The sequence below is a fragment of the Thermopolyspora sp. NPDC052614 genome (genome assembly GCF_040678635.1).
GTDB lineage: Bacteria > Actinomycetota > Actinomycetes > Streptosporangiales > Streptosporangiaceae > Thermopolyspora.
The window spans coordinates 342,725-363,962 of the sequence record NZ_JBFATZ010000004.1; the positions used below are offsets into that span (position 1 = coordinate 342,725).

Sequence of the window (21,238 nt, forward strand, 5' to 3'; positions counted from 1 at the left end):
TCGTCTGCTCAGCGGGCGCGCAGGTCCCGGTGCCAGGCCACGGCCGACGTGTCGGTCAGCGACGCGATCTGGTCGATCACCACGCGCAGGCGCGCGGCGTCGTCGGGCGCGTCAAGGAACGCCGGACGCAGCGCGGGTTCCAGGGTAACCGGGGCGTCACGCGCGATCATCGAGGCGAGCTCGGCGATCAGCTCGCGTTGCCGCGCCTGGTTGGCGCCGTGGTCGTCGCGGCTCATCACATAGTGGGCGGTGACGCCCTTCAGCAGCGCGCACTCGATGCGCGCCCGGCGCGGCACCACCAGGTCGGCGGGCTCGCGGCCCTGGTCAGGCGCGGGGCCGGACGCGGGGCCGGGCGCGGGGTCAGGCGCGTGGCCGGGCGCGGGGCCGTACGCCTCGATCGTGGCGGCCTCGGCGGCCCGGCAGAACCGCCCGATCAGCGCGCTGGTGAGGGCCTTGAGCGCGACCAGGTCCGGCAGCCCGCCCGCCACGGAGCGACCCGCCCGCCCGTTACGGCCCGGCCAGATCGGCTCGGCCACCAGCCGCGCGAACGTCTCCTCAAGCTCCCCGGCGTCGGCGTCCCCGACCTCCTTGGCGTACCAGCGCAGGGTGAGCGCGCACACCTCGCGCCGCTCCCCCGGGTCGGCGAGCAGCTCCAGCGTCACGTGCCCGGAGTGCAGCGCGTCCTCCAGGTCGTGCACCGAGTAGGCGACGTCGTCGGCCCAGTCCATCACCTGCGCCTCGAAGCTCAGCCGCCCCGGCCGCGCCCCGCGCCGGAACCACGCGAACACCGGCAGGTCGTCGTCGTACACCCCGTACGGCCCCGCCCCGCCCGGCCGCTGCGCCCGCGTCCACGGGTACTTGCAGCTCGCGTCGAGCGTCGCCCGGGTGAGGTTGAGCCCGGCGCTGCGGCCGTCCTCGGTGAGCACCTTCGCCTCCAGCCGGGTGAGCAGCCGCAGGCTCTGCGCGTTCCCCTCGAACCCGCCGCACGACGCGGCGAGCTCGTCCAGCGCCACCTCCCCGTTGTGCCCGAACGGCGGATGCCCGAGGTCGTGCGCGAGGCACGCGGTCTCCACCAGGTCCGGATCGCACCCGAGCGTCTTGCCCATCTCCCGCCCGATCTGCGCGCACTCCAGCGAGTGCGTCAGCCGCGTGCGCGGGATGTGTCGCCCCCGGTCCACCACCTCGCCCGGCCCGACCACCTGCGTCTTGGCCGCCAGCCGCCGCAGCGCGGCGCTGTGCAGCACCCGCGCCCGATCCCGCTCGTACGGCCCGCGCGCCGGATTCCCCGGCGGCTCGGGCACCCAGCGGGCCTGCCGGAACCGCTCGTCGCTCCCCGAGTGACGCCGCGCGTACGACTCCAACGCTCACCTCCCGGGACGGTCAAGGGAGAGTTGTTCTACCCGTTCCGCAACAGACGGAACGCCGGTCGCCCCCCGCAAGGGACGACCGGCGCGCCGTCAGGCGATGCCGCGGGATCGGCAGGGGATCAAGAGGGGATCAGCGGGTGTCGGACCCCGCCGACGCCCGCGCGGCCCGCCCGGCCTCCAACCGGGCGACGGGCACCCGGAACGGCGAGCAGGACACGTAGTCCAGCCCGATCTCGTGGCAGAAGTGCACCGAGTCGGGGTCGCCGCCGTGCTCGCCGCAGATGCCGAGCTTCAGGTCGGGACGGGTGGCCCGCCCCTCCTCGACGGCGATCCGCATGAGCCGCCCGGGACCCTCGCGGTCCAGCGTCTCGAACGGCGACACCCCGAAGACGCCGAGCTCCAGGTACCGGGAGAAGAACGCCGCCTCGACGTCGTCCCGGGAGAAGCCCCAGGTCATCTGGGTCAGGTCGTTGGTGCCGAAAGAGAAGAACTCGGCCGCCTCGGCGATCTGCCCGGCGGTCAGCGCCGCCCTCGGCACCTCGATCATGGTGCCGATGCTCGCCTCGACGCCGACCTCGGCGAGGATGCGCTCGGCCTCCTCGCGTACGATCTCCAGCTCCTGCACCGCGCCGACGAGCGGGATCATGATCTCCGGCCGGGGGTCGCCGCCCTGCCGCCTGCGTTCGGCCGCCGCCTCGGCGATCGCCTTGACCTGCATGCCGAACAGCCCGGGGATGACCAGGCCGAGCCGCACGCCGCGCAGGCCGAGCATCGGGTTCTGCTCGTGCAGCCGCTTGACCGCCTCCAGCAGCCTGCGGTCCTTCTCGGTGGCGTCGTCCCCGGCGAGCGCGACCCTGACGGACAGCTCGGTAAGGTCGGGCAGGAACTCGTGCAGCGGCGGGTCGATGAGCCGGATCGTCACCGGCAGCCCGTCCATCGCCTCCAGGATGCCGACGAAGTCCTGGCGCTGCAGCGGCTCCAGCGCGTCGAGCGCGGCCTGCCGCTCCTCGTCGGTGGTGGCGAGGATCAGGTTCTCCACGAGCTGCCGCCGGTCCCCGAGGAACATGTGCTCGGTACGGCACAGCCCGATGCCCTGCGCCCCGAACCGCCGCGCGCGGGCGGCGTCCTCCGGCGTGTCGGCGTTGGCCCACACGCCGAGCCGCCGCACCGCGTCGGCGTGGGTGAGGATGCGGTCCACGGCCGCCACGAGCTCGTCGGAGGTGTCGCCGGAGCCCTCGAAGTACTCCACGACCGCGGACGGCATGACGGGCACCTCGCCGAGGTACACCGCGCCGCTCGACCCGTCGATGGAGATCACGTCGCCCTCGTTGACGACGACCCCGCCGGGGGCGGTGAACCGCCCGGCCGCGGTGTCCACGTCGAGTTGCTCGGCGCCGCAGACGCAGGTCTTGCCCATGCCGCGGGCGACGACGGCGGCGTGGCTGGTCTTGCCGCCGCGGCTGGTGAGGATGCCGCGCGCCGCGATCATGCCGCCGAGGTCGTCGGGGTTGGTCTCGCGCCGTACCAGGATGACGTCCTCGCCGGCGGCGGCGAGCTCCTCGGCGCGGGCGGAGGAGAACACGGCCTTGCCGACGGCGGCGCCGGGCGAGGCGTTCATGCCCTTGGCGATCGGGTCGTGGCCGGCGGCGTCGAAGCGGGGGAACATCAGCTGGGCGAGCTGGGCGCCGGTGACCCGGGTGACCGCCTCGTCCATCTCGATGAGGCCCTGATCGACGAGCTGGACGGCGATGCGGAACGCGGCGGCGGCGGTGCGCTTGCCGACGCGGGTCTGCAGCATCCACAGCCTGCCGCGCTCGATCGTGAACTCGATGTCGCACAGGTCCTTGTAGTGGTTCTCCAGCGTCTCCATGATCTGCAGGAGCTCGTCGTAGGAGCGCTTGTCGATGCGCTCGAGCTCCTGCAGCGGCATCGTGTTGCGGATGCCGGCGACGACGTCCTCGCCCTGGGCGTTCTGCAGGTAGTCGCCGTAGACGCCCTGGTGGCCGGTGCCGGGGTCGCGGGTGAAGGCGACGCCGGTGCCGGAGTCCATGCCGAGGTTGCCGAAGACCATGGCGCACACGTTGACGGCGGTGCCGAGGTCGGCCGGGATGCGCTCCTGGCGGCGGTAGAGGACGGCGCGGGGCGAGTTCCAGGAGGTGAAGACGGCGCGGACGGCCATGCGCATCTGCTCGCGCGGGTCGGCGGGGAAGTCCTTGCCGGTCCGCTCGCGGACGATGCCCTTGAAGGTCTTCACCAGCTTCTGCAGGTCGTCGGCGTCGAGGTCGAGGTCGTCGCGCGTGCCCTTGGCGCGCTTGGCCTCGTCGATGGCCTCCTCGAAGAGGTCGCCGTCGACGTCGAGCACGGTCTTGCCGAACATCTGGATCAGACGGCGGTAGGAGTCCCAGGCGAAGCGCTCGTTGGCGGCCTGCTTGGCGAGGCCGTGCACCGAGTCGTCGTTGAGGCCGATGTTGAGGACGGTGTCCATCATGCCGGGCATCGAGAACTTCGCCCCGGAACGTACGCTCACCAGCAGCGGATCGTCGGCGTCGCCGAGCCGGCGGCCCATCGCCTTCTCCAGGCTCGCCAGGTGCTCGGCGACCTCGGCCTCCAGTTCCTCCGGCTCCCTGCCGTCTCGGAGATAGGCGCGGCAGGCCTCGGTCGTGATGGTGAAACCGGGGGGCACAGGGAGGCCCAGATTGGTCATTTCCGCCAGGTTGGCGCCCTTGCCGCCAAGGAGGTCTTTGAGATCCTTGTTACCTTCGGTGAAGTTGTAAACGTACTTGGGCACGACAGCTCCTCCCGCGACCGCGTGGCGTTTTTTACCGCCTTGCCCACGGGACTCTACCTATGACGAACCATGAGAAACGTCACCACTCCGGGAACATCCTGTTTCCCCAGGTAGATGCCCACTTCGCGGTCTAATCCAATCGACATCCCGCCATATCAAAGTGATACAGACCACATCGGATCGATTGGTATATACCTTTGGTTCAAACCATTGGTTCATACCAATTTCCCCAGCAATATCCGGCTTCCCTCGGGCCGTGCGGGCGCCCATAACAGATCATGCTTCGCGATGGTTAGCGGGAGTAGAGCCATAAGTCCCGAAGCGGCACGCCTTAACGTGTTACACAGGGATGTGGAGGCGGTTACGCGGAAGGCGACGACGATTGCCCGCTGAGCCCGCCGAGCCCACCGAGCCCGCCGAGCCCGGCGGACCCGGCGGATCCGCCGCCGCGTCCGCTGGACAGCATCTCGCCCGACGACCGTGCGCTCACCGGGTCGACGTCGGGCACGTCCCCGGACGCCCCGTCCGTCTCCGGCAGCCACAGCACGAACGTGGAGCCCTCCCTCAGCCGGGAGAACACCCGCACCTGCCCGCCGTGCGACTCCACGATCTGCCGCACGATCGCCAGGCCCAGCCCGGCGTGCCGGTCGCGGCGGCTCGCCTCGCCCCGCCAGAACCGGTCGAACACGCGCTCCCGGTCCTGCTCCGACAGCCCGGGCCCGCTGTCGCGCACCGCGATCCAGACCCACCCCCCGGTACGGCCCGCCGCCACCAGCACCTCGCTCCCGAACGGGGCGAACCGCATCGCGTTGGACAGCAGGTTGTGCACGGCGCGGCGCAGCGCGTCATGGTCGCCGATCACGATGAGCCCGTCGCGCAGCGCCTGCCGGATCGACAGGTTCCGCGCCGCCGCCACCGCCGCGAACTCCTCGGCGGCCTCGTGGGCGGCCTCCCCCACGTCCACGTTCGCGTCCGACAGGGCGGGGGCCGAGCGGCGGGCGGTGGCCAGCAGGTCCTCCACCAGCCGGGTCATCCGGGTCGTCGCCCGGTCCACGATCGCGGCGGCGCGGGCCCGTTCCTCCTCGGTGGTGCCCGGCGAGGTGAGCACGGCGTCCACGTTCGCCCGGATGATCGCCAGCGGGGTGCGCAGCTCGTGCGAGGCGTCGTCGATGAGCTGCCGCTGCGCGCGGAAGGCCGCCTCCAGCCGGTCGAGCATCGTGTCGACCGTGTCGGCGAGGTCGCGCAGCTCGTCCTTGGGCCCGTCGAGCCGGATGCGCCGGCTCAGGTCGGTCGCCTGGATCTCCTCCGCCGTCCGCGTGATCGCCCGGACCGGCCGCAGCACCCGCCCCGACAGCACCCACCCGATGCCGAGGCTCGCCAGGAACAGCCCGCCAAGCGTGCCCAGCGAGTAGTCGCGCAGGGTCCGCATGGTCTCCAGGTTGACCTGGTTCTCGAACTCCTTCAGATAGACCATGGGCACCGGGTGGCCCATGCTCTTCTCCACCCACTTGACGCGGACCTCGCGGTTCTCGGTGGTCTTCGCCACCGCGAGGTAGATGCCTCCCAGCACCAGGGCGGCCACCGCGAACAGCATCGCCGAGTAGAGCACGGTGAGCCGGAAGCGGATCGTCTGCATGAACCCCGGCAGGGAGGGCATTTCTATCGATCCTCTCTCAGCCGGTACCCCTTGCCGATCACTGTCTCGATCAGGCCGTCAACCTGCAGCTTGCGGCGCAGCGTGCCGACCGTCACCCGTACCGTGTTGGTGAACGGGTCGGTGTGCTCGTCCCAGACGTGCTCGAGGAGTTCCTCGGCCGAGACCACGTTCCCCGGCCGGGTCATCAGGTAGTGCAGCACGCCGAACTCCTTCGGCGTCAGATTGAGCGGCCGGTTCCCATGGAACGCCTCGACCCGGGCGGTGTCCAGCCGCAGCGCCCCCACCTGGATCACCGCCGTGCCGCTCGGCCCGTCCCGGCGCAGCAGCGCCCGAACCCGCGCCAGCAGTTCGGGGAACGCGAACGGCTTGACCAGGTAGTCGTCGGCGCCCTCGTCGAGGCCGCGCACCCGGTCGTCGAGCCGGTCCCGGGCGGTGACCATCAGGATGCGCACCGACTGGGCGCGGGAGCTCCTGCGCACCGAACGGCAGATCTCGAAGCCGTCGCCGCCGGGCAGGTTGAGATCGAGCAGGATCAGGTCGTAGGCGTTGACGTGCAGCTTCTCGTCCGCCTCCGCGGCGTCGTAGGCGACGTCCACGGCGTACCCCGCGCGCACCAGTCCCACCCGGAGCGCGTTGACGAGATCTTCCTCGTCCTCGACCACCAACAACCGCATGGTAGGCAACCTAATTGCGGATGATGCGTTCTGCGCGCATTTGCGGCGTCCTGAGCCGTGAAAGAAGCCTCGGCGGGAGGCCCGCGGCCGGTCGGCTAGTCGTCGAGGTTGGCGCGCAGGTAGGGCGTGACCTGGTCGAGGGCGATGCGCTCCTGGCGCATGGAGTCGCGCTCGCGGATGGTCACCGCCTGGTCCTGGAGGGTGTCGAAGTCGATGGTGACGCAGAAGGGCGTGCCGATCTCGTCCTGGCGGCGGTAGCGGCGGCCGATCGCCCCCGCGTCGTCGAACTCGACGTTCCACCGGCGGCGCAGCTCGGAGGCGAGGTCGCGGGCCTTCGGGGACAGGTCGGCGTTGCGCGACAGCGGCAGGACGGCGACCTTGACCGGGGCGAGGCGGTGGTCGAGGCGCATGACGGTGCGCTTCTCCATGACGCCCTTGGCGTTGGGGGCCTCGTCCTCGGCGTAGGCGTCGAGCAGGAAGGTCAGCAGGGCGCGGTCCACGCCGGCCGCGGGCTCGATGACGTACGGGGTGAAGCGCTCGCCGGACTCCTGCTCGAAGAACGACAGATCGGCGCCGGAGGCCTTGGAGTGCGTGGTGAGGTCGAAGTCGGTGCGGTTGGCGATGCCCTCCAGCTCGCCCCACTCGTTGCCGGCGAAGTTGAACCGGTACTCGATGTCGACGGTGCGCTTGGAGTAGTGGGACAGCTTGTCCTTGGGGTGCTCGTACAGGCGCAGGTTGTCCTTGCTGATGCCGAGGTCGACGTACCAGCGCATGCGCTCGTCGATCCAGTACTGGTGCCACTCCTCGTCGGTGCCGGGCTTGACGAAGAACTCCATCTCCATCTGCTCGAACTCGCGGGTCCGGAAGATGAAGTTGCCCGGGGTGATCTCGTTGCGGAACGACTTGCCGATCTGGCCGATGCCGAACGGGATCTTCCGGCGCGCCGACTGCTGCACGTTCATGTAGTTGATGAAGATGCCCTGCGCGGTCTCCGGCCGCAGGTAGGCCAGGCCCGACTCGTCCTCGACCGGGCCGAGGAAGGTCTTGAGCAGGCCGTTGAACATGCGCGGCTCGGTGAAGGCGCCCTTGGTGCCGCAGTTCGCGCAGGTGATCTCGGACAGGCCCTCCGGGGCGCGGCCGTGCTTGGCCTGGAACGCCTCCTCCAGGTGGTCGGCCCTGTACCTCTTGTGACACGACTGGCACTCGGTGAGCGGGTCCACGAACTCCTTGACGTGACCGCTGGCCTCCCACACCTCACGGGCGAGGATCACCGAGGAGTCGATGCCGACGACGTCCTCCCTGCCCTGCACCATGGCCTTCCACCACTGGCGCTTGACGTTGTTCTTCATCTCGACGCCGAGCGGGCCGTAGTCCCAGGACGCGCGGAGACCTCCGTAGATCTCGCTCGACGGATAGACCAGGCCCCGGCGCTTGGCGAGGCTGACGATGGTGTCCATCACGTCGGTACGGCGTGCCATTGAACGATCTCCATCCGGCTGGCGGTCGGGATTGGTATGTGTCGGATTCGGGGAGCATCATGCCGATCGGCGCCTGCGTCACCCGCTCGATCCTTCCCCTAGCCTAGGGGAATTCCGATGCTGCCCGCCGCAACATTACTAGCCGCACGGGGTGTCCCCGGCCCGGCCCCACGCCGCTCACACCCCGGACACGACCTCGAAGGCGCTCGGCTCGTTGACCATAAGCGACATCAGCGGATACATCGTCATCCGCGCCGCCGACAACGCCCGCCGGTAAAACCCGGCCCCCTCCCATTCACTAACAATCGCCCACAACTCCGGCTCATCCACCGCTCGCCCCACCCGCCCCGCGCGGAAACCGGGCTGCGCGGCGAACACGCCGAGGATCTCCCGCGTGTGCCCGGCGAACTCCTCATCCCGCGCCGCGGGCACCGAGTACCGGATGACAGCGAACATGCCCACCAGAATCCCATGCCCCCAAGGGCCGAGCGTCCGAGGAGGTGGCCTACCGATCGCGACCACGGTCTCGTCGTCCCGCGCCTCTGGGCAGGCGTTAGGCTCGGGTCGTGGCGTCCAAGCACGATTCCAAGTCTCCGGCGGGACTGCCCGCGCACCCGCTGGCCAGGAAGCCCGCGCCGGGCCGTACCGGGGGGCAGGGCCGTACCGGGGCGAGGTCACCCCGCCCGCTCCCGGCGGGCGAGCAGTTCTTCACCCCGGGCGCGACCGGCTTTCGCCGTGCCGTCGAACTCAAGAGCGCGGCGCTCCTGGTCTTCCTGTACCAGCTCCCCCGCTGGATCCTCCCGGTCGTCATGGTCATCCTGCTGCTCGCCGGCCTGGCCGTCCCCGACTGGCGCGGCGCCATCGCCGTCCTCCCGGTCCTGGCCTTCGTCGTCTGGCTCGCCTACCTGTCCTGGCCGTCCCTGCGGCCAGGCGGCAGGCTCATGCGCGTGGCCCTCGCCACCTTCATCACCCTCCTCGCCCTCGACCGCTTCGGTCTCTTCTGAGCGCCTCGGCACGCGTCGGCCTCTTCTCCGATCGGCGTGATCTTTCCGGTTTCGGCGAGGCGCGCCTCGTCGCCGAAGGCTTGAGCGACAAACAGATAGGGACCCCGCCTGTTCATCTCCGGCACGCCGTGGACGCCCCTATCCGCACCATTCCGAAGAAGCCCGGTGTGAAGTCGCGTACGCAAATCGCCGTCTGGATCATCTCGCGGGTTGGGTGAGTCGATCTGCCTGCCCACGGGCCGGTGGGAAACCCTTGGACCGTATGCTGGAGTGAACAGACGGCGCGGGAAGGAAAAGCTGCGAGCGGAAATGGCGGAAAAGTTGGCGAGTCAAATTTCGGCTCCACGGATCGCACGCCCCGTCCCGCTGCGCGAAAGCGTCTTCGACGCGCTGCTCGAACTCATCATCACCGGTGTCCTGCGGCCGGGCCGGCATCTGGTGGAGAGCGAGCTCGCCGAGTTGCTCGGCGTCTCCCGCCAGCCGGTCCGCGAGGCCCTGCAGCAGCTCAGCGGCGAGGGGTGGGTCGATCTGCGGCCCGGTCACGGCGCGTTCGTGCACGTGCCGACGGCCGAGGAGGCCGATCAACTGCTCGCCGTACGGTCGCTGCTTGAGGCGGAGTCGGCGCGGCTGGCCGCGATCAATCGGCGTCCGGAGGGCGTCGCCAAGCTGCGCGCGCTGTGCGAGCGCGGGTTCGCGGCGGTCGAGAACGACGACGTGGACACGGCGGTGAGCGTCAACGCCGAGTTGCACGCCCTGGTGATGGAGCTGTCCGGGAACCGGGTGCTGGGCGAGCTGGCCGCGCAGGTGTCCCGGCGGGTCCGGTGGTACCACACGCCGGTGGCCCGGCAGCGGGGGCGCAGCTCGTGGGAGGAGCACACCGCGCTCATCGACGCCATCGAGTCGGGCGACCCGGACCGGGCCTGCGCGATCATGCGGGTGCACACCGAGCACACCCGGCGCTCGTACCTGGAACAGCGGTTCCGTGACGGCGAGGGGGCGCCGCCGGTGCCGATGAAGACGCGCCGACGCCGGCGCGTCCGGCCCTCCTGAGCGCGCCGCCACCGCCACCCCCGTACGCGCCCCTTACCCGCCGCCGCCCCGCGCGGGGATCGGCGTGGAGCCGAATCGGCATGTCAAGGCGTGTCCCGCGATGTCCGTGTACGGGATTGGCGTTCACGGGTAAGAGCCTGCGAGGACGCGGGCGGTGTACCTTGGCGACAATCTGGTTAACAACTGGCCTTTCACCAGGCGGAGACGGCCTTGTGGGACGTCAGGATCGGTGTCTACCGTCAACTGCATACAGACGGAAGGATGGGCATGAAGAGGAAGCGCGCCGAGCATTACGAACGGCTCACCCATCCCCTGGTCCGCGAGGACGGCGTCCTTCGGCGGGCGACGTGGGACGAGGCACTGGACAGGGCGGCCGAGGGATTCCGGCGCAACATCGAACGAGGAGGCCCGGAAGCCTTCGTCATGCTCGCCTGCGCCCGCTCCACCAACGAGCTCAACTTCGTGGCGCAGAAGTTCACCCGCGTGGTCGTCGGCAACAACAACGTGGACTCGTGCAACCGCACCTGCCACGCGCCCAGCGTCGCCGGGTTGTCGGCCGTGTTCGGCAGCGGCGGCGGCACGTCCTCCTATGAGGAGGTCGAGCACGCCGACCTGATCGTGATGTGGGGGTCGAGCGCCCGCGAGGCCCATCCGATCTTCTTCCACCATGTGCTGAAGGGCATCAGGAACGGCGCGCGCATGTTCGCCGTCGATCCCCGGCGCACCAACACGGCCAAGTGGGCGGACCGGTGGCTCGGCCTCAACGTGGGCACCGACATCCCGCTCGCCAACGCCGTCGCCCGGGAGATCATCCACGCCGGTCTGGCGAACACGACGTTCATCGAGCGCGCCACCACCGGCTACGAGGAGTTCGCCGCCGCGGTCGAGCCGTGGACGCTGGAGGTCGCCGAGCAGGTGACCGGCGTGCCCGGCGAGGCGATCCGCGAGCTCGCGCACGCGTACGCCACCGCCGACCGGGCGCAACTGTGCTGGACGCTCGGCATCACCGAGCACCACAACGCCACCGAGAACGTGCGCGCCCTGATCAACCTGTCGCTGCTCACCGGCCACGTCGGCCGCTACGGCTCGGGCCTGAGCCCGCTGCGCGGGCAGAACAACGTGCAGGGCGGCGGCGACATGGGCGCCATCCCCAACCGGCTGCCCGGCTTCCAGGACATCCTCGACCCCGCCGTACGGGAGAAGTTCGAGGCCGCGTGGGGCGTGCCGATCCAGCCGCGCTACGGCCGCAACCTCACCCAGATGATGGAGGGCATGGGCGACGGCGTCGTCACCACCGCCTACGTCATCGGCGAGAACCCGGTCCAGTCCGAGGCGGACTCGCTGCACACGATCAAGCGGATGAGCATGCTCGACCACCTGGTGGTCCAGGACATCTTCCTCACCAAGACCGCCCAGATGGCCGACGTGGTGCTGCCCGCGGCGGCGGCCTGGTGCGAGTCCGAGGGCACCTTCACCAACAGCGAGCGCCGGGTGCAGCGGGTACGCAAGGCCCTGGTGCCGCCGGGCGAGGCCCGCGACGACATCGAGATCCTCTGCGAGATCGCCCGCCGCCTCGGCCACGACTGGCACTACCCGACCGCCGAGGAGGTGTGGAACGAGTTGCGTTCGCTCTCCCCCGACCACAAGGGCATGTCCTACGAGCGGCTGGAGAGGCTGCAGGGCATCCAGTGGCCGTGCCCGTCGGAGGACTCGCTGGAGCCGCCGTACATGCACGGGCGGCTGTGGGAGACCGACCCGGTCAAGCGCGGCAGGCCCGCCCCGTTCGCGGCGCTGCGGCACTCGCCGCCGGTGGACGTCCTCGACGACGAGTACCCGATCCGGCTCACCACCGGGCGGCGGCTCGACTCCTACAACACCGGCGTGCAGTCCAGCGGCTTCAACTCGCCGTTGCGCAAGGGCGAGACGCTCGACCTGTGCCCGGAGGACGCCGACAAGCTCGGCGTGGTCGCCGGCGAGCTGGTCAAGGTCACCTCGCGGCGCGCGTCGGTGATCGCCCCGGTGAACATCGATCCGGGGCTGCGGCCGGGGCTGGCCTTCATGACGTTCCACTTCCCGGACGAGGTGGACACCAACAGTCTGACGATCGAGGCCACCGACCCGATCGCCGGCACCGCGGAGTACAAGGCGACCGCGATCCGGGTGGACAAGCTCGTCCCCGCACAGGTTGGGTGAACATTGGATCTTCGTTTCCACGACGTCGAGCCGACCGCCGAGGAGCGCGCCGCCGTCGACGCGCTCCTTGGGCCGGCGCCCTCCGCGTGGGAGGGCGGCGACCGCAGCGAGCGGGACCTGCGCGTCGCCGCGGGCGGGCATGAGGCCCGCGAGCGGCGCGACCTGCTGCTGCCCGCCCTGCACGCGGTCAACGACCGCGTCGGGTGGATCAGCGAGGGGGCGCTCGACTACATCTGCCGCCGCCTGACCGTCCCCCCGGCGGAGGCGTACGGCGTGGCCACCTTCTACCACCTGTTGTCCACCAAGCCCCGACCGGCGAGCGTCACGTACGTGTGCACCGACCTGGCCTGCCAGGCCAGGGGCACCGACGAGGTACGGCGGGCGGTCGAGGACCGGCTCGGCCCGCCCGGCCTGTCCTGGCAGCCGAGCCCGTGCCTGGGCCTGTGCGAGCGGGCGCCCGCCGCGCTCACGCTGAAGGCGGGACCGACGCCCGGCGCGACCGTGTACGGCCCGGCCTCCGCCGAGCAACTGCCGGGCGACCCCGGCGACGAGCCCGTCGAGCCTCCGGCGGAGGCGGCCGTGCCACAGGCCGGCGACGACGGGCTGATCCTGCTGCGCCGCGTCGGCGTGGTGGACCCGGCGAGCCTCGACGACTACCGGGCGAGCGGCGGCTACGCCGCCCTGCGGCGGGCGTTCGAGCTTGGCCCGGCCGGGGTGATCCGCGAGGTGCTCGACTCCGGCCTGGTCGGCCGGGGCGGCGCGGCCTTCCCCACCGGGCGCAAGTGGGCGGCGACCGCCGGGCAGCCGGACCACCCGCACTACCTGGTGTGCAACGCCGACGAGAGCGAGCCGGGCACCTTCAAGGACCGGGTCATCATGGAGGGCGACCCGTACGCGCTGATCGAGGCGATGACGATCGCCGCGTACGCGATCCGCGCCGAGCGCGGCTACCTCTACATCCGGGGCGAGTATCCGCGGGCGCTGGCCCGCCTGGAGCACGCCATCGCCACCGCCCGCGCCCGCGGGTTCCTCGGCGAGCGGGTGCTCGGCCAGGACTTCTCCTTCGACATCGAGATCCGCCGGGGCGCCGGGGCGTACATCTGCGGCGAGGAGACGGCGATCTTCAACTCGATCGAGGGGTATCGCGGCGAGCCGCGCAGCAAGCCGCCGTTCCCGGTGGAGAAGGGCCTGTTCGGCAAGCCGACCGTGGTCAACAACGTCGAGACGCTCGTCAACGTGCTGCCGGTGCTCAGCATGGGCGCCGAGGCGTACAAGGCGATCGGCGTCGGCGCCTCGACCGGGCCGAAGCTGTTTTGCGTCTCCGGCTCGGTGCGGCGGCCCGGCGTGTACGAGGTGCCGTTCGGGGCGACGCTGCGCGAGCTGCTGGAGTTGAGCGGCGGCGTGCCGGAGGGGCGGACGCTGCGCGCGGTGCTGCTCGGCGGCGCGGCCGGGGCGTTCGTGCGGCCCGACGAGCTGGACATCCCGCTCACTTTCGAAGGGACCCGGGCGGCGGGCGCCACCCTGGGGTCGGGCGTGGTGCTCGCGCTCGACGACAGCGTGGAGCTGCCCCGGATCCTGCTGCGCATCGCCGAGTTCTTCCGCGACGAGTCGTGCGGGCAGTGCGTGCCGTGCCGGGTGGGCACGGTCCGGCAGGAGGAGGCGCTGCACCGGCTCAGCGTGAACGGCCGCTCCCCCGGCGACGACCTCACGCTGCTGCGTGAGGTCGGGCAGGCGATGCGCGACGCCTCGATCTGCGGGCTCGGGCAGACGGCCTGGAACGCGGTCGAGTCGGCGATCGACCGGCTGGGAGTCTTCAGCGAAGCGCGAAGGGATGACACGTGATGACGGGTGTTCCGGTGGGGCCGCCCAAGCGGCTCGTCGAGATCACCGTGGACGGCAAGGCCGTACGGGTGCCCGAGGGCTCGACGATTCTGGACGCCTGCCACGCGGTCGGCAAGGACGTCCCGACGTTGTGCTACGGCGACACGCTGACGCCGAAGAACGCCTGCCGGGTGTGCGTCGTCGAGGTGGAGGGGGCGCGCACGCTCGCCCCGGCCTGCTCGCGCAAGGCGGAGCCGGGCATGACGGTCGGCACCGACACCGAGCGGGTCCGGCACAGCCGCAAGATCGTGCTGGAGCTGCTGGGGTCGTCGGTGGACCTGTCGACCACGCCGCGGGCGGCCGAGTGGATCGAGGAGTACGGCGCGCGGCCCGACCGGTTCGGGCCGGACGCGGCGAAGGTCGATCAGCCGGTGAAGGTGGACAACGACCTGTACGTGCGCGACTACGACAAGTGCATCCTGTGCTACAAGTGCGTGGACGCGTGCGGCGAGCAGTGGCAGAACTCGTTCGCGATCTCGGTGGCGGGGCGCGGCTTCGACGCGACGATCTCGACCGAGTTCGACGCGGCGCTGCCGGACTCGGCGTGCGTGTACTGCGGCAACTGCGTGGAGGTGTGCCCGACGGGCGCGTTGTCGTTCAAGACCGAGTTCGACATGCGCGAGGCCGGGATTTGGGACGAGTCGCGGCAGACGCAGACGACGACGATCTGCTCGTACTGCGGCGTCGGGTGCAACCTGACGCTGCACGTGCAGGACAACCGGATCGTCAAGGTGACCTCGCCGCACGACAATCCGGTCACTCACGGCAATCTGTGCATCAAGGGGCGGTTCGGGTTCCAGCACGTGCAGAACGTCGCCGCCGGTGAGGCGCCGGGCTGATGGGCAGGGTCACCGTCCAGCGCAAAGTGATGCGGGTGCGGGGCGCGGGCGTCTCGCACCGGGTGGACGCGCTCGCGGCCGAGGAGCCGCTGGAGATCCGCGTCAACGGGCGGCCGGTGACGATCACGATGCGTACGCCGGGGCACGACTTCGACCTCGCCGCCGGGTTCCTGGTGAGCGAGGGCGTGATCGGCTCGGCGGACGACATCATCGCGATGCGGTACTGCGCCGGGGCCGTCGAGGACGGGATGAACACCTACAACGTGCTCGACCTGTCCCTGGCGCCCGGCGTGGAGCCGCCGGACACGTCGCTGGAGCGCAACTTCTACACCACCTCCTCGTGCGGGGTGTGCGGGAAGGCGAGTCTGGACGCGGTGCGGACGGTGGCCCGGTGGGAGGTGGCCGGGGACCCGCTGCGGGTGGACGCCGAGCTGGTGGCGGCGCTGCCGGACCGGCTGCGGGCGGCGCAGCGGGTGTTCGACCGCACCGGGGGGCTGCACGCGGCCGGGCTGTTCGACGCCTCGGGCGCGGCGTTGTGCGTGCGCGAGGACGTGGGGCGGCACAACGCGGTGGACAAGCTGGTCGGCTGGGCCGTACGCGAGGGGCGGCTGCCGCTGCGCTCGACGGTGCTGATGGTGTCGGGACGGGCGTCGTTCGAGCTGGTGCAGAAGGCCGTCATGGCCGGCATTCCGATGCTGGCGGCGGTGTCGGCGCCGTCGTCGCTCGCGGTGGAGCTGGCGGCGGAGGCGGGGCTGACGCTGCTGGGGTTCGTCCGCGGCACGTCGATGAACGTGTACGCCGGTGAGCATCGCGTAGTGGCCTGAGAGTCGCGTGAGGGCGGGCCCTGGCGGAAGTCGCCGGGCCCGCTCTCTCTTTCTGGCGGGAGGCCGTATGCCCCTTACGCGGCATGGGCTCGATTCAGCCCGTTTTGACAATGGTTTTCATTTTGCACCATACTCGGGCATGTGACGTCTGAAACCTCCCGTCGTTCGTCTTCATTCCGAACCTTCTTGTCCGTCCGGTCCCCCCGGCGTCCGCTGGCAGCGCTGGCCGGGGGCCTGGCGCTGCTGGCCGCCGCCGCGTGCGGCTCGGCGTCCACGGGCGCCTCCGGCGGGTCCTTCGCGAGCGCGCCGGGTGACCGGCCGCGGGTGCTGGCGGCCTTCTACCCCTTGGAGTGGGTCAGCCGCCGGGTGGGCGGGGCCGATGTCGAGCTGGCCACGCTGACCTCGCCCGGCGTCGAGCCGCACGACCTGGAGCTGACGCCGCGCCAGATCGCCGACATCGAGCAGGCCGATCTGATCGTCTACCTGAAGGGCGTGCAGCCCGCGGTGGACGAGGCGGTCGCCGAGCACGCCGCCGACCGGTCGTTCGACGTCGCCGCCGCGGTCACCACGCTGCCCGCGACCGGCGCGGACCCGCACGGCGAGGAGGAGGGGCACGAAGGGGAGGAGGCACACGAGGAGGTCGGCTACGATCCACATCTGTGGCTGGACCCCTCCCGGTTCGCCACCGTCGCCACGAAGCTGGGCGAGCGGCTGGCCCAGGCCGACGCCCCGCACGCGGCCGGGTTCCGGTCGCGGGCCGCGGCGGCGGCCGCCGAGCTGAACGCGGTGGACAAGGAGTTGAGCGACGGGCTGCGCACGTGCGCGAGCCGTACGATCGTGACGAGCCACGCGGCGTTCGGCTACCTCGCCGACCGCTACAGGCTCAAGCAGGTGGGCATCAGCGGCATCGACCCCGAATCGGAGCCTTCGCCCGCGCGCCTGGCGGAGGTGGCGAAGGTGGCCAAGCAGGAGAAGGTGACTACCATCTTCACCGAGGAGCTCGTCAATCCGAAGGTGGCCGAGGTTCTCGCCACGGAGGTGGGTGCGAAGACCGCGGTCCTCAACCCGATCGAGAGCCGTCCGGCGACGGGGGACTATCTGTCGGCGACCCGGGACAATCTCGCCCACCTGCGTACCGCGCTCGGCTGCACCTGAGCCGCGGCCCCCGGCAACCGGACACCCGAAACCCCCCTTGAACGACTGGACCACACGCCCGTGACATTCGCCTTCCAGATGACCGGCGGTCAGGTGACCCTCGACCGCCGGCCCGTCCTGCGCGGCATCGATCTCACCGTCGCCGAAGGCGAGGTGCTCGCCGTCCTCGGTCCCAACGGGTCGGGGAAGTCGACCCTGGTCCGGTCGCTGCTGGGGCTCGTCCCGCTGTCGGGCGGCACCACCCTGCTGTACGGCGTGCCCCCGGCGCGCTTTCGCGACTGGTGGCGCATCGGGTACGTGCCGCAGCGCCTGGCCGTCGGCGGCGGCGTGCCGGCGACCGTGCGCGAGGTGGTGCTCGGCGGGCGGATCGCCCGGCAGCGGCGATTTCGCCGCACCTCGGCGGCGGACCGGGCGGCCGTCGCCGCCGCCCTGGAGGCCGTCGGGCTCCAGGACAGGGCCGGGGACCCGATTCACACGCTGTCGGGCGGGCAGCAGCAGCGGGTGCTGATCGCCCGCGCGCTCGCCGGGGAGCCGGACACGTTCGTGATGGACGAGCCCACCGCCGGGGTGGACGCGGCGAGCCAGCAGGCCCTCGCCGACACCCTCGCCACGCTGGTCGCCAGGGGCCGCACGGTCGTGCTGGTCATGCACGAGTGCGGGCCACTCGAGCCGCTGATCACCCGCTCGATCGTGCTGCGCGACGGGCTGATCGTGCACGACGGGCCGCCGCCGGAGGCGGTCGGGGTGCACGCCCGGCCGGGCCACGACCACGTGCACCCGCACGGCCCGCAGGAGCGCGTGCCGGGGTGGACGCCGTGATCGAGTTGCTCGCCTTCGACTTCATGCGGCGGGCGATGATCGCCGCCGTTCTCGTGGGTCTCGCCGCCCCGGCCGTCGGCACGTTCATCGTGCAGCGGCGGCTGTCGCTGCTCGGCGACGGCATCGGGCACGTCGCGCTGACCGGCGTCGCGCTCGGCTTCCTCACCGGGACCGCGCCGGTGCTCACCGCCGTGGCGGTGTCGGTGCTCGGCGCGATCGTCATCGAGCTGGTGCGGGCGCGCGGGCGCACCAGCGGCGACGTCGCGCTCGCCCTGCTGTTCTACGGCGGCATCGCGGGCGGCGTCATGCTGATCGGGCTCGCGCCCGGGGGCAGCAATTCCACGCTGACGGCGTACCTGTTCGGCTCGATCAGCAGCGTCACCGCCACCGACCTGTGGGTCATCGCGATCATGGCGGTGGCGGTGCTCGGCGTCGTCGCCGTGTTCGGGCGCGAGCTGTTCGTGCTGTGCCAGGACGAGGAGGTGGCCAAGGCGAGCGGGCTGCCGGTGCGCTTCCTCAGCCTGCTCATCGCGGTGACGGCCGCGCTCACCGTGGTCGTCGCGATGCGCGTGGTGGGGCTGCTGCTGGTGAGCGCGCTGATGGTGGTGCCGGTGGCGACGAGCCAGCAGCTCACCCGGGGGTTCCGGGCGACCATGCTGCTGTCGATGGCGCTCGGCGTGGTCGCGACCGTGGGCGGGCTCACCTCCGCCTTCTACGTGGACGTCGCGCCGGGGGCGGCGATCGTGTTGATCGCGCTCACCGGGTTCGGGGTCGCGCTGGGGGTGGGTAGATTCGTACGGCGAAGCCGTACACAGGAGTCCGCCACATGACGACCAATCGCCGACAGGCCGTTCGCAAGGTCCTCGCGGGGAGCACGTCCTTCCGCAGCGCGCAGGACATCTACGCCGAGATGCGGGCGGGCGGCGCGAAGATCGGTCTCACGACGGTCTACCGCGCGCTGCAGGCGCTCAGCGACGCCGGGGAGATCGACGTGCTGCGCACCGACGACGGCGAGGCCGTCTACCGGGCGTGCGCCACCGGGAGTCACCACCATCACCTGGTGTGCCGCAGGTGCGGGCGCACGGTCGAGGTGGCGGGGCCGGACGTGGAGCGGTGGGCCGAGTCGGTGGGGGCCGAGCACGGCTTCACCGACGTCACTCACACGGTGGAGGTCTTCGGGACCTGCTCGTCCTGCTCGGCGGCGGTCAGGGCCGGTTGAGGGCGGGAGCCGTACAGGACGCCGAGGGCGATCAGGACGCAGCCGGTGAGCTGGAACGGCGAGGGACGCTCGGCGAGCGCGGCCGCCGAGATCGCGACCGTGGCGACCGGCTGGATCAGCAGGAGCAGGGCGGTGAGCGCGGCGGGCTGCCGGGGCAGCGAGTAGGTGATCAGCACCCAGCCGAGCACCTGCGGGCCGAGGGCGAGCAGCAGCAGCCAGCCGTGCGCCGGCCAGCTCGGCACCGGGTCCGCGCCGCCGAACAGCGGGCTCAGCGCGGCGATCAGGACGGTGGCGACGAGCGTGGCGTGCGCGAGCGGGCCGCTCACCCGGCGGTTCTCCCCCGAGCCGGAGCGCAGCACCAGCAGGAAGGCCGAGTACGTCAGCGACGTCAGCAGGCCGAACAGCACCCCGAGCGCCGGATCGGCCCCGTACGGCGCGGCGTCGAACACGCCCGAGATCAGCGCCGCCCCGAAGAGCACCGGCGGCGTGGCGATCATCAGGTGCCTGGACGGCCGCTCGGCGAGCAGCGCCCACGCGGCGAACGCCACCACGACCACCTGGAGGTTGCCGAGCACGGTGGCGAGCCCGGCCCCGACGTACCGGATGGACAGGTGCCAAAACAGCAGGTCGAGGGCGAAGAACAGCCCGGCGAGCCAGGCCTGGCGGCGCTCGCGCCACGGCATCGGGCCACGACGGCGGCGCTCGAACCAGGCGAGGGCGAACAGCGCCGGAAGCGCGTAGCCGCATCGGAACAGCGCGGAGGTGGCGGGGGCGGTCTGTGACAGCCGCACCAGCGGCGCGGAGGTCGCGATCACCAGAGCGCCTGCCACGGCGACGAGAACGGGGATACTCTTCCAACGTGTCAGCGACCAGCGGCGCACCCGGATACGCTATGACCCGAGCGGACAGGAGTCAACATGCCATTCAGTCATGACATGACGCATTCGCTCGCCACCGTGGTGGAGCTGGTCAACACCGCGCCCGAGACCCACGGCGAGGAGGCGTTGACCGACCTGGACGACCTCGCGGACTTCCTGCGCAGGCGAGAGGTCAGCGGCGTCGGCGCGCTCGGCCAACGAGACCTGGACGGGGTGCGCGGCGTGCGGGCCGCGTTCTGCGAGGTGATCGCCGCCCCCGACCGCGACGGCGTCATCACCCGGCTCAACGCCCTGCTCAGCGGCACCCGCATCATCCCCCGGCTCACCGAGCACGACGGGCATCCGCTGCACATCCACTACTTCGCCCCCGGCTCGTCGGTCGCCGAGCACCTCGCCGCCGACTGCGGCGTCGCCCTCGCCCACCTGCTGGCCGAAGACGAGTGGGAACGCCTGCGCGCCTGCGCCGCGCCCGACTGCTCGCACGTCTTCATCGACGAGTCGCGCAACCGATCCCGGGTCTACTGCGACAGCCGTACCTGCGGCAACCGCATGCACGTCGCGGCCTACCGGGCCCGCCGCCGCGCCTAGCTCAGGCGCGGCGGGCGCACGGGCCCGGGGCGGCATCACCGCTGGAGTTCGTTGGGGATGGCCCCGCCGTACCGGCGGTCGCGCTTGGCGTAGATCTCGCACGCCTGCCACAGGTCGCGCCGGTCGAAGTCGGGCCAGAGCTGGTTGAGGAAGACCATCTCGGCGTAGGCCGACTGCCACAGCAGGAAGTTCGAGGTGCGCTGCTCGCCGGACGAGCGCACGAACAGGTCAACGTCAGGAATATCCGGCTCGTCTAGATATCGGCGGAACGTCTTCTCGCTCACCTTCGCCGACCTCACCCGCCCGGCGGCGATGTCCTCGGCGAGCCGTACCGCCGCGTCGACGATCTCGGCGCGCCCGCCGTAGTTGACGCAGAACTGGAGCGTCAGCACCTTGTTGTGGCGGGTCATCTCCTCGGCGTCGGTCAGCTCCTTGATCACGCTCTTCCACAGGCGGCCGGGGCGGCCGGCCCAGCGCACCCGCACGCCCATCGCGTGCAGCTGGTCGCGGCGGCGGCGGATGACGTCGCGGTTGAAGCCCATCAGGAAGCGCACCTCGTCGGGCGAGCGCTTCCAGTTCTCCGTGGAGAACGCGTACGCCGACAGGTAGGGGATGCCCAGCTCGATCGCGCCCTCGATCACGTCGAAGAGCGACGCCTCCCCCATCTTGTGGCCCTCGATGCGGGGCAGGCCCCGGGCCTTGGCCCAGCGGCCGTTGCCGTCCATGACGATGGCGACGTGCCGCGGGATCTGATCGCGCGGAATCGGAGGCGGGGTCGCTCCGGACGGATGGGGTGACGGTGGGCGGACGGCTGTCATCGCTCG

General features: G+C 71.2%; 19 protein-coding genes. 11 read left to right on the forward strand and 8 right to left on the reverse strand.

Features of this window, described 5'->3' with window-relative positions; genetic code table 11:
* Window positions 1–8: 8 nt before the first annotated feature.
* The 6 genes from AB0K60_RS11145 to AB0K60_RS11170 all read right to left on the reverse strand — a co-directional run bounded on the left by AB0K60_RS11145 (window position 9) and on the right by AB0K60_RS11170 (window position 8,420).
* Window positions 9–1,361, reverse strand: a complete 1,353-nt coding sequence (locus AB0K60_RS11145) for a deoxyguanosinetriphosphate triphosphohydrolase (RefSeq protein WP_364051493.1) — start codon at window positions 1,359–1,361, stop codon at window positions 9–11.
* A 136-nt stretch (window positions 1,362–1,497) separates the two neighbouring features.
* Window positions 1,498–4,155, reverse strand: a complete 2,658-nt coding sequence (gene ppdK, locus AB0K60_RS11150) for a pyruvate, phosphate dikinase (RefSeq protein WP_364051496.1) — start codon at window positions 4,153–4,155, stop codon at window positions 1,498–1,500.
* Window positions 4,156–4,516: 361 nt separating this feature from the next.
* Complete coding sequence (locus tag AB0K60_RS11155) at window positions 4,517–5,812, reverse strand: HAMP domain-containing sensor histidine kinase (protein ID WP_364051499.1); 1,296 nt, start codon at window positions 5,810–5,812, stop codon at window positions 4,517–4,519.
* 2 nt (window positions 5,813–5,814) lie between these two features.
* Complete coding sequence (locus AB0K60_RS11160) at window positions 5,815–6,486, reverse strand: response regulator transcription factor (protein ID WP_364051502.1); 672 nt, start codon at window positions 6,484–6,486, stop codon at window positions 5,815–5,817.
* Window positions 6,487–6,581: 95 nt separating this feature from the next.
* Window positions 6,582–7,964 carry a glycine--tRNA ligase gene (locus tag AB0K60_RS11165; protein WP_364051505.1) on the reverse strand — a complete coding sequence of 461 codons (1,383 nt, stop codon included), beginning with the start codon at window positions 7,962–7,964 and terminating at the stop codon, window positions 6,582–6,584.
* Window positions 7,965–8,141: 177 nt separating this feature from the next.
* Window positions 8,142–8,420: an antibiotic biosynthesis monooxygenase gene (locus tag AB0K60_RS11170; RefSeq protein WP_364051508.1), complete on the reverse strand. Its 279-nt coding sequence runs from the start codon at window positions 8,418–8,420 to the stop codon at window positions 8,142–8,144.
* 110 nt (window positions 8,421–8,530) lie between these two features.
* Between AB0K60_RS11170 and AB0K60_RS11175 the strand changes: the two genes are divergently transcribed.
* The 10 genes from AB0K60_RS11175 (at window position 8,531) to AB0K60_RS11220 (ending at window position 18,948) form a co-directional block, all read left to right on the forward strand.
* Window positions 8,531–8,968, forward strand: coding sequence for a DUF6703 family protein (locus tag AB0K60_RS11175; RefSeq protein WP_364051511.1), 438 nt, complete (start codon window positions 8,531–8,533; stop codon window positions 8,966–8,968).
* A gap of 309 nt (window positions 8,969–9,277) precedes the next feature.
* Entirely contained in the window at window positions 9,278–10,018 is a 741-nt protein-coding gene (locus AB0K60_RS11180; RefSeq protein WP_364051514.1) for a GntR family transcriptional regulator, read from the forward strand.
* Between the two features lie 267 nt (window positions 10,019–10,285).
* Complete coding sequence (locus AB0K60_RS11185; RefSeq protein ID WP_364051517.1) at window positions 10,286–12,211, forward strand: molybdopterin-dependent oxidoreductase; 1,926 nt, start codon at window positions 10,286–10,288, stop codon at window positions 12,209–12,211.
* Window positions 12,212–12,214: 3 nt separating this feature from the next.
* Window positions 12,215–14,053 (forward strand): NAD(P)H-dependent oxidoreductase subunit E, encoded by a 1,839-nt coding sequence (locus AB0K60_RS11190; RefSeq protein WP_364051520.1) that lies wholly within the window; start codon window positions 12,215–12,217, stop codon window positions 14,051–14,053.
* Window positions 14,053–14,931 carry a 2Fe-2S iron-sulfur cluster-binding protein gene (locus AB0K60_RS11195; protein WP_364051523.1) on the forward strand — a complete coding sequence of 293 codons (879 nt, stop codon included), beginning with the start codon at window positions 14,053–14,055 and terminating at the stop codon, window positions 14,929–14,931. Before AB0K60_RS11190 ends, AB0K60_RS11195 begins: the two co-directional genes overlap by 1 nt.
* Window positions 14,931–15,755: a formate dehydrogenase accessory sulfurtransferase FdhD gene (fdhD, locus tag AB0K60_RS11200; protein WP_364051526.1), complete on the forward strand. Its 825-nt coding sequence runs from the start codon at window positions 14,931–14,933 to the stop codon at window positions 15,753–15,755. Before AB0K60_RS11195 ends, fdhD begins: the two co-directional genes overlap by 1 nt.
* A 186-nt stretch (window positions 15,756–15,941) precedes the next feature.
* On the forward strand, window positions 15,942–16,910 hold the full coding sequence (locus AB0K60_RS11205) for a metal ABC transporter substrate-binding protein (protein WP_364051529.1): 969 nt from the start codon (window positions 15,942–15,944) through the stop codon (window positions 16,908–16,910).
* 78 nt (window positions 16,911–16,988) lie between these two features.
* On the forward strand, window positions 16,989–17,729 hold the full coding sequence (locus AB0K60_RS11210; RefSeq protein WP_364052093.1) for a metal ABC transporter ATP-binding protein: 741 nt from the start codon (window positions 16,989–16,991) through the stop codon (window positions 17,727–17,729).
* Complete coding sequence (locus tag AB0K60_RS11215; protein ID WP_364052096.1) at window positions 17,726–18,559, forward strand: metal ABC transporter permease; 834 nt, start codon at window positions 17,726–17,728, stop codon at window positions 18,557–18,559. Before AB0K60_RS11210 ends, AB0K60_RS11215 begins: the two co-directional genes overlap by 4 nt.
* Complete coding sequence (locus tag AB0K60_RS11220; protein ID WP_364051532.1) at window positions 18,556–18,948, forward strand: transcriptional repressor; 393 nt, start codon at window positions 18,556–18,558, stop codon at window positions 18,946–18,948. The genes AB0K60_RS11215 and AB0K60_RS11220 overlap by 4 nt, the downstream gene beginning before the upstream one ends.
* Here AB0K60_RS11220 and AB0K60_RS11225 read toward each other — a convergent pair.
* A complete protein-coding gene (locus AB0K60_RS11225) occupies window positions 18,888–19,829 on the reverse strand; it encodes a DMT family transporter (protein ID WP_364051535.1) in 942 nt (313 codons plus the stop codon). The genes AB0K60_RS11220 and AB0K60_RS11225 overlap by 61 nt on opposite strands.
* Window positions 19,830–19,865: 36 nt before the next feature.
* Between AB0K60_RS11225 and AB0K60_RS11230 the strand changes: the two genes are divergently transcribed.
* The gene (locus tag AB0K60_RS11230; protein ID WP_364051538.1) at window positions 19,866–20,414 is read left to right on the forward strand and encodes a CGNR zinc finger domain-containing protein; all 549 of its coding nucleotides are present in this window, start codon (window positions 19,866–19,868) and stop codon (window positions 20,412–20,414) included.
* A 35-nt stretch (window positions 20,415–20,449) separates the two neighbouring features.
* Here the strand turns inward: AB0K60_RS11230 and AB0K60_RS11235 are convergent, their stop codons facing one another.
* Window positions 20,450–21,232, reverse strand: coding sequence for an isoprenyl transferase (locus AB0K60_RS11235; RefSeq protein ID WP_364051541.1), 783 nt, complete (start codon window positions 21,230–21,232; stop codon window positions 20,450–20,452).
* Between the last annotated feature and the right edge of the window lie 6 nt (window positions 21,233–21,238).

Coding starts and splice junctions, on each gene's coding strand:
- AB0K60_RS11155 (WP_364051499.1), bottom strand. CDS start 5,812: ATGCCCTCCCTGCCGGGGTTCATGCAGACGATCCGCTTCCGGCTCACC.
- AB0K60_RS11160 (WP_364051502.1), bottom strand. CDS start 6,486: ATGCGGTTGTTGGTGGTCGAGGACGAGGAAGATCTCGTCAACGCGCTC.
- AB0K60_RS11165 (WP_364051505.1), bottom strand. CDS start 7,964: ATGGCACGCCGTACCGACGTGATGGACACCATCGTCAGCCTCGCCAAG.
- AB0K60_RS11170 (WP_364051508.1), bottom strand. CDS start 8,420: ATGTTCGCTGTCATCCGGTACTCGGTGCCCGCGGCGCGGGATGAGGAG.
- AB0K60_RS11180 (WP_364051514.1), top strand. CDS start 9,278: ATGGCGGAAAAGTTGGCGAGTCAAATTTCGGCTCCACGGATCGCACGC.
- AB0K60_RS11185 (WP_364051517.1), top strand. CDS start 10,286: ATGAAGAGGAAGCGCGCCGAGCATTACGAACGGCTCACCCATCCCCTG.
- AB0K60_RS11195 (WP_364051523.1), top strand. CDS start 14,053: ATGACGGGTGTTCCGGTGGGGCCGCCCAAGCGGCTCGTCGAGATCACC.
- fdhD (WP_364051526.1), top strand. CDS start 14,931: ATGGGCAGGGTCACCGTCCAGCGCAAAGTGATGCGGGTGCGGGGCGCG.
- AB0K60_RS11210 (WP_364052093.1), top strand. CDS start 16,989: ATGACCGGCGGTCAGGTGACCCTCGACCGCCGGCCCGTCCTGCGCGGC.
- AB0K60_RS11220 (WP_364051532.1), top strand. CDS start 18,556: ATGACGACCAATCGCCGACAGGCCGTTCGCAAGGTCCTCGCGGGGAGC.
- AB0K60_RS11230 (WP_364051538.1), top strand. CDS start 19,866: ATGCCATTCAGTCATGACATGACGCATTCGCTCGCCACCGTGGTGGAG.
- AB0K60_RS11235 (WP_364051541.1), bottom strand. CDS start 21,232: ATGACAGCCGTCCGCCCACCGTCACCCCATCCGTCCGGAGCGACCCCG.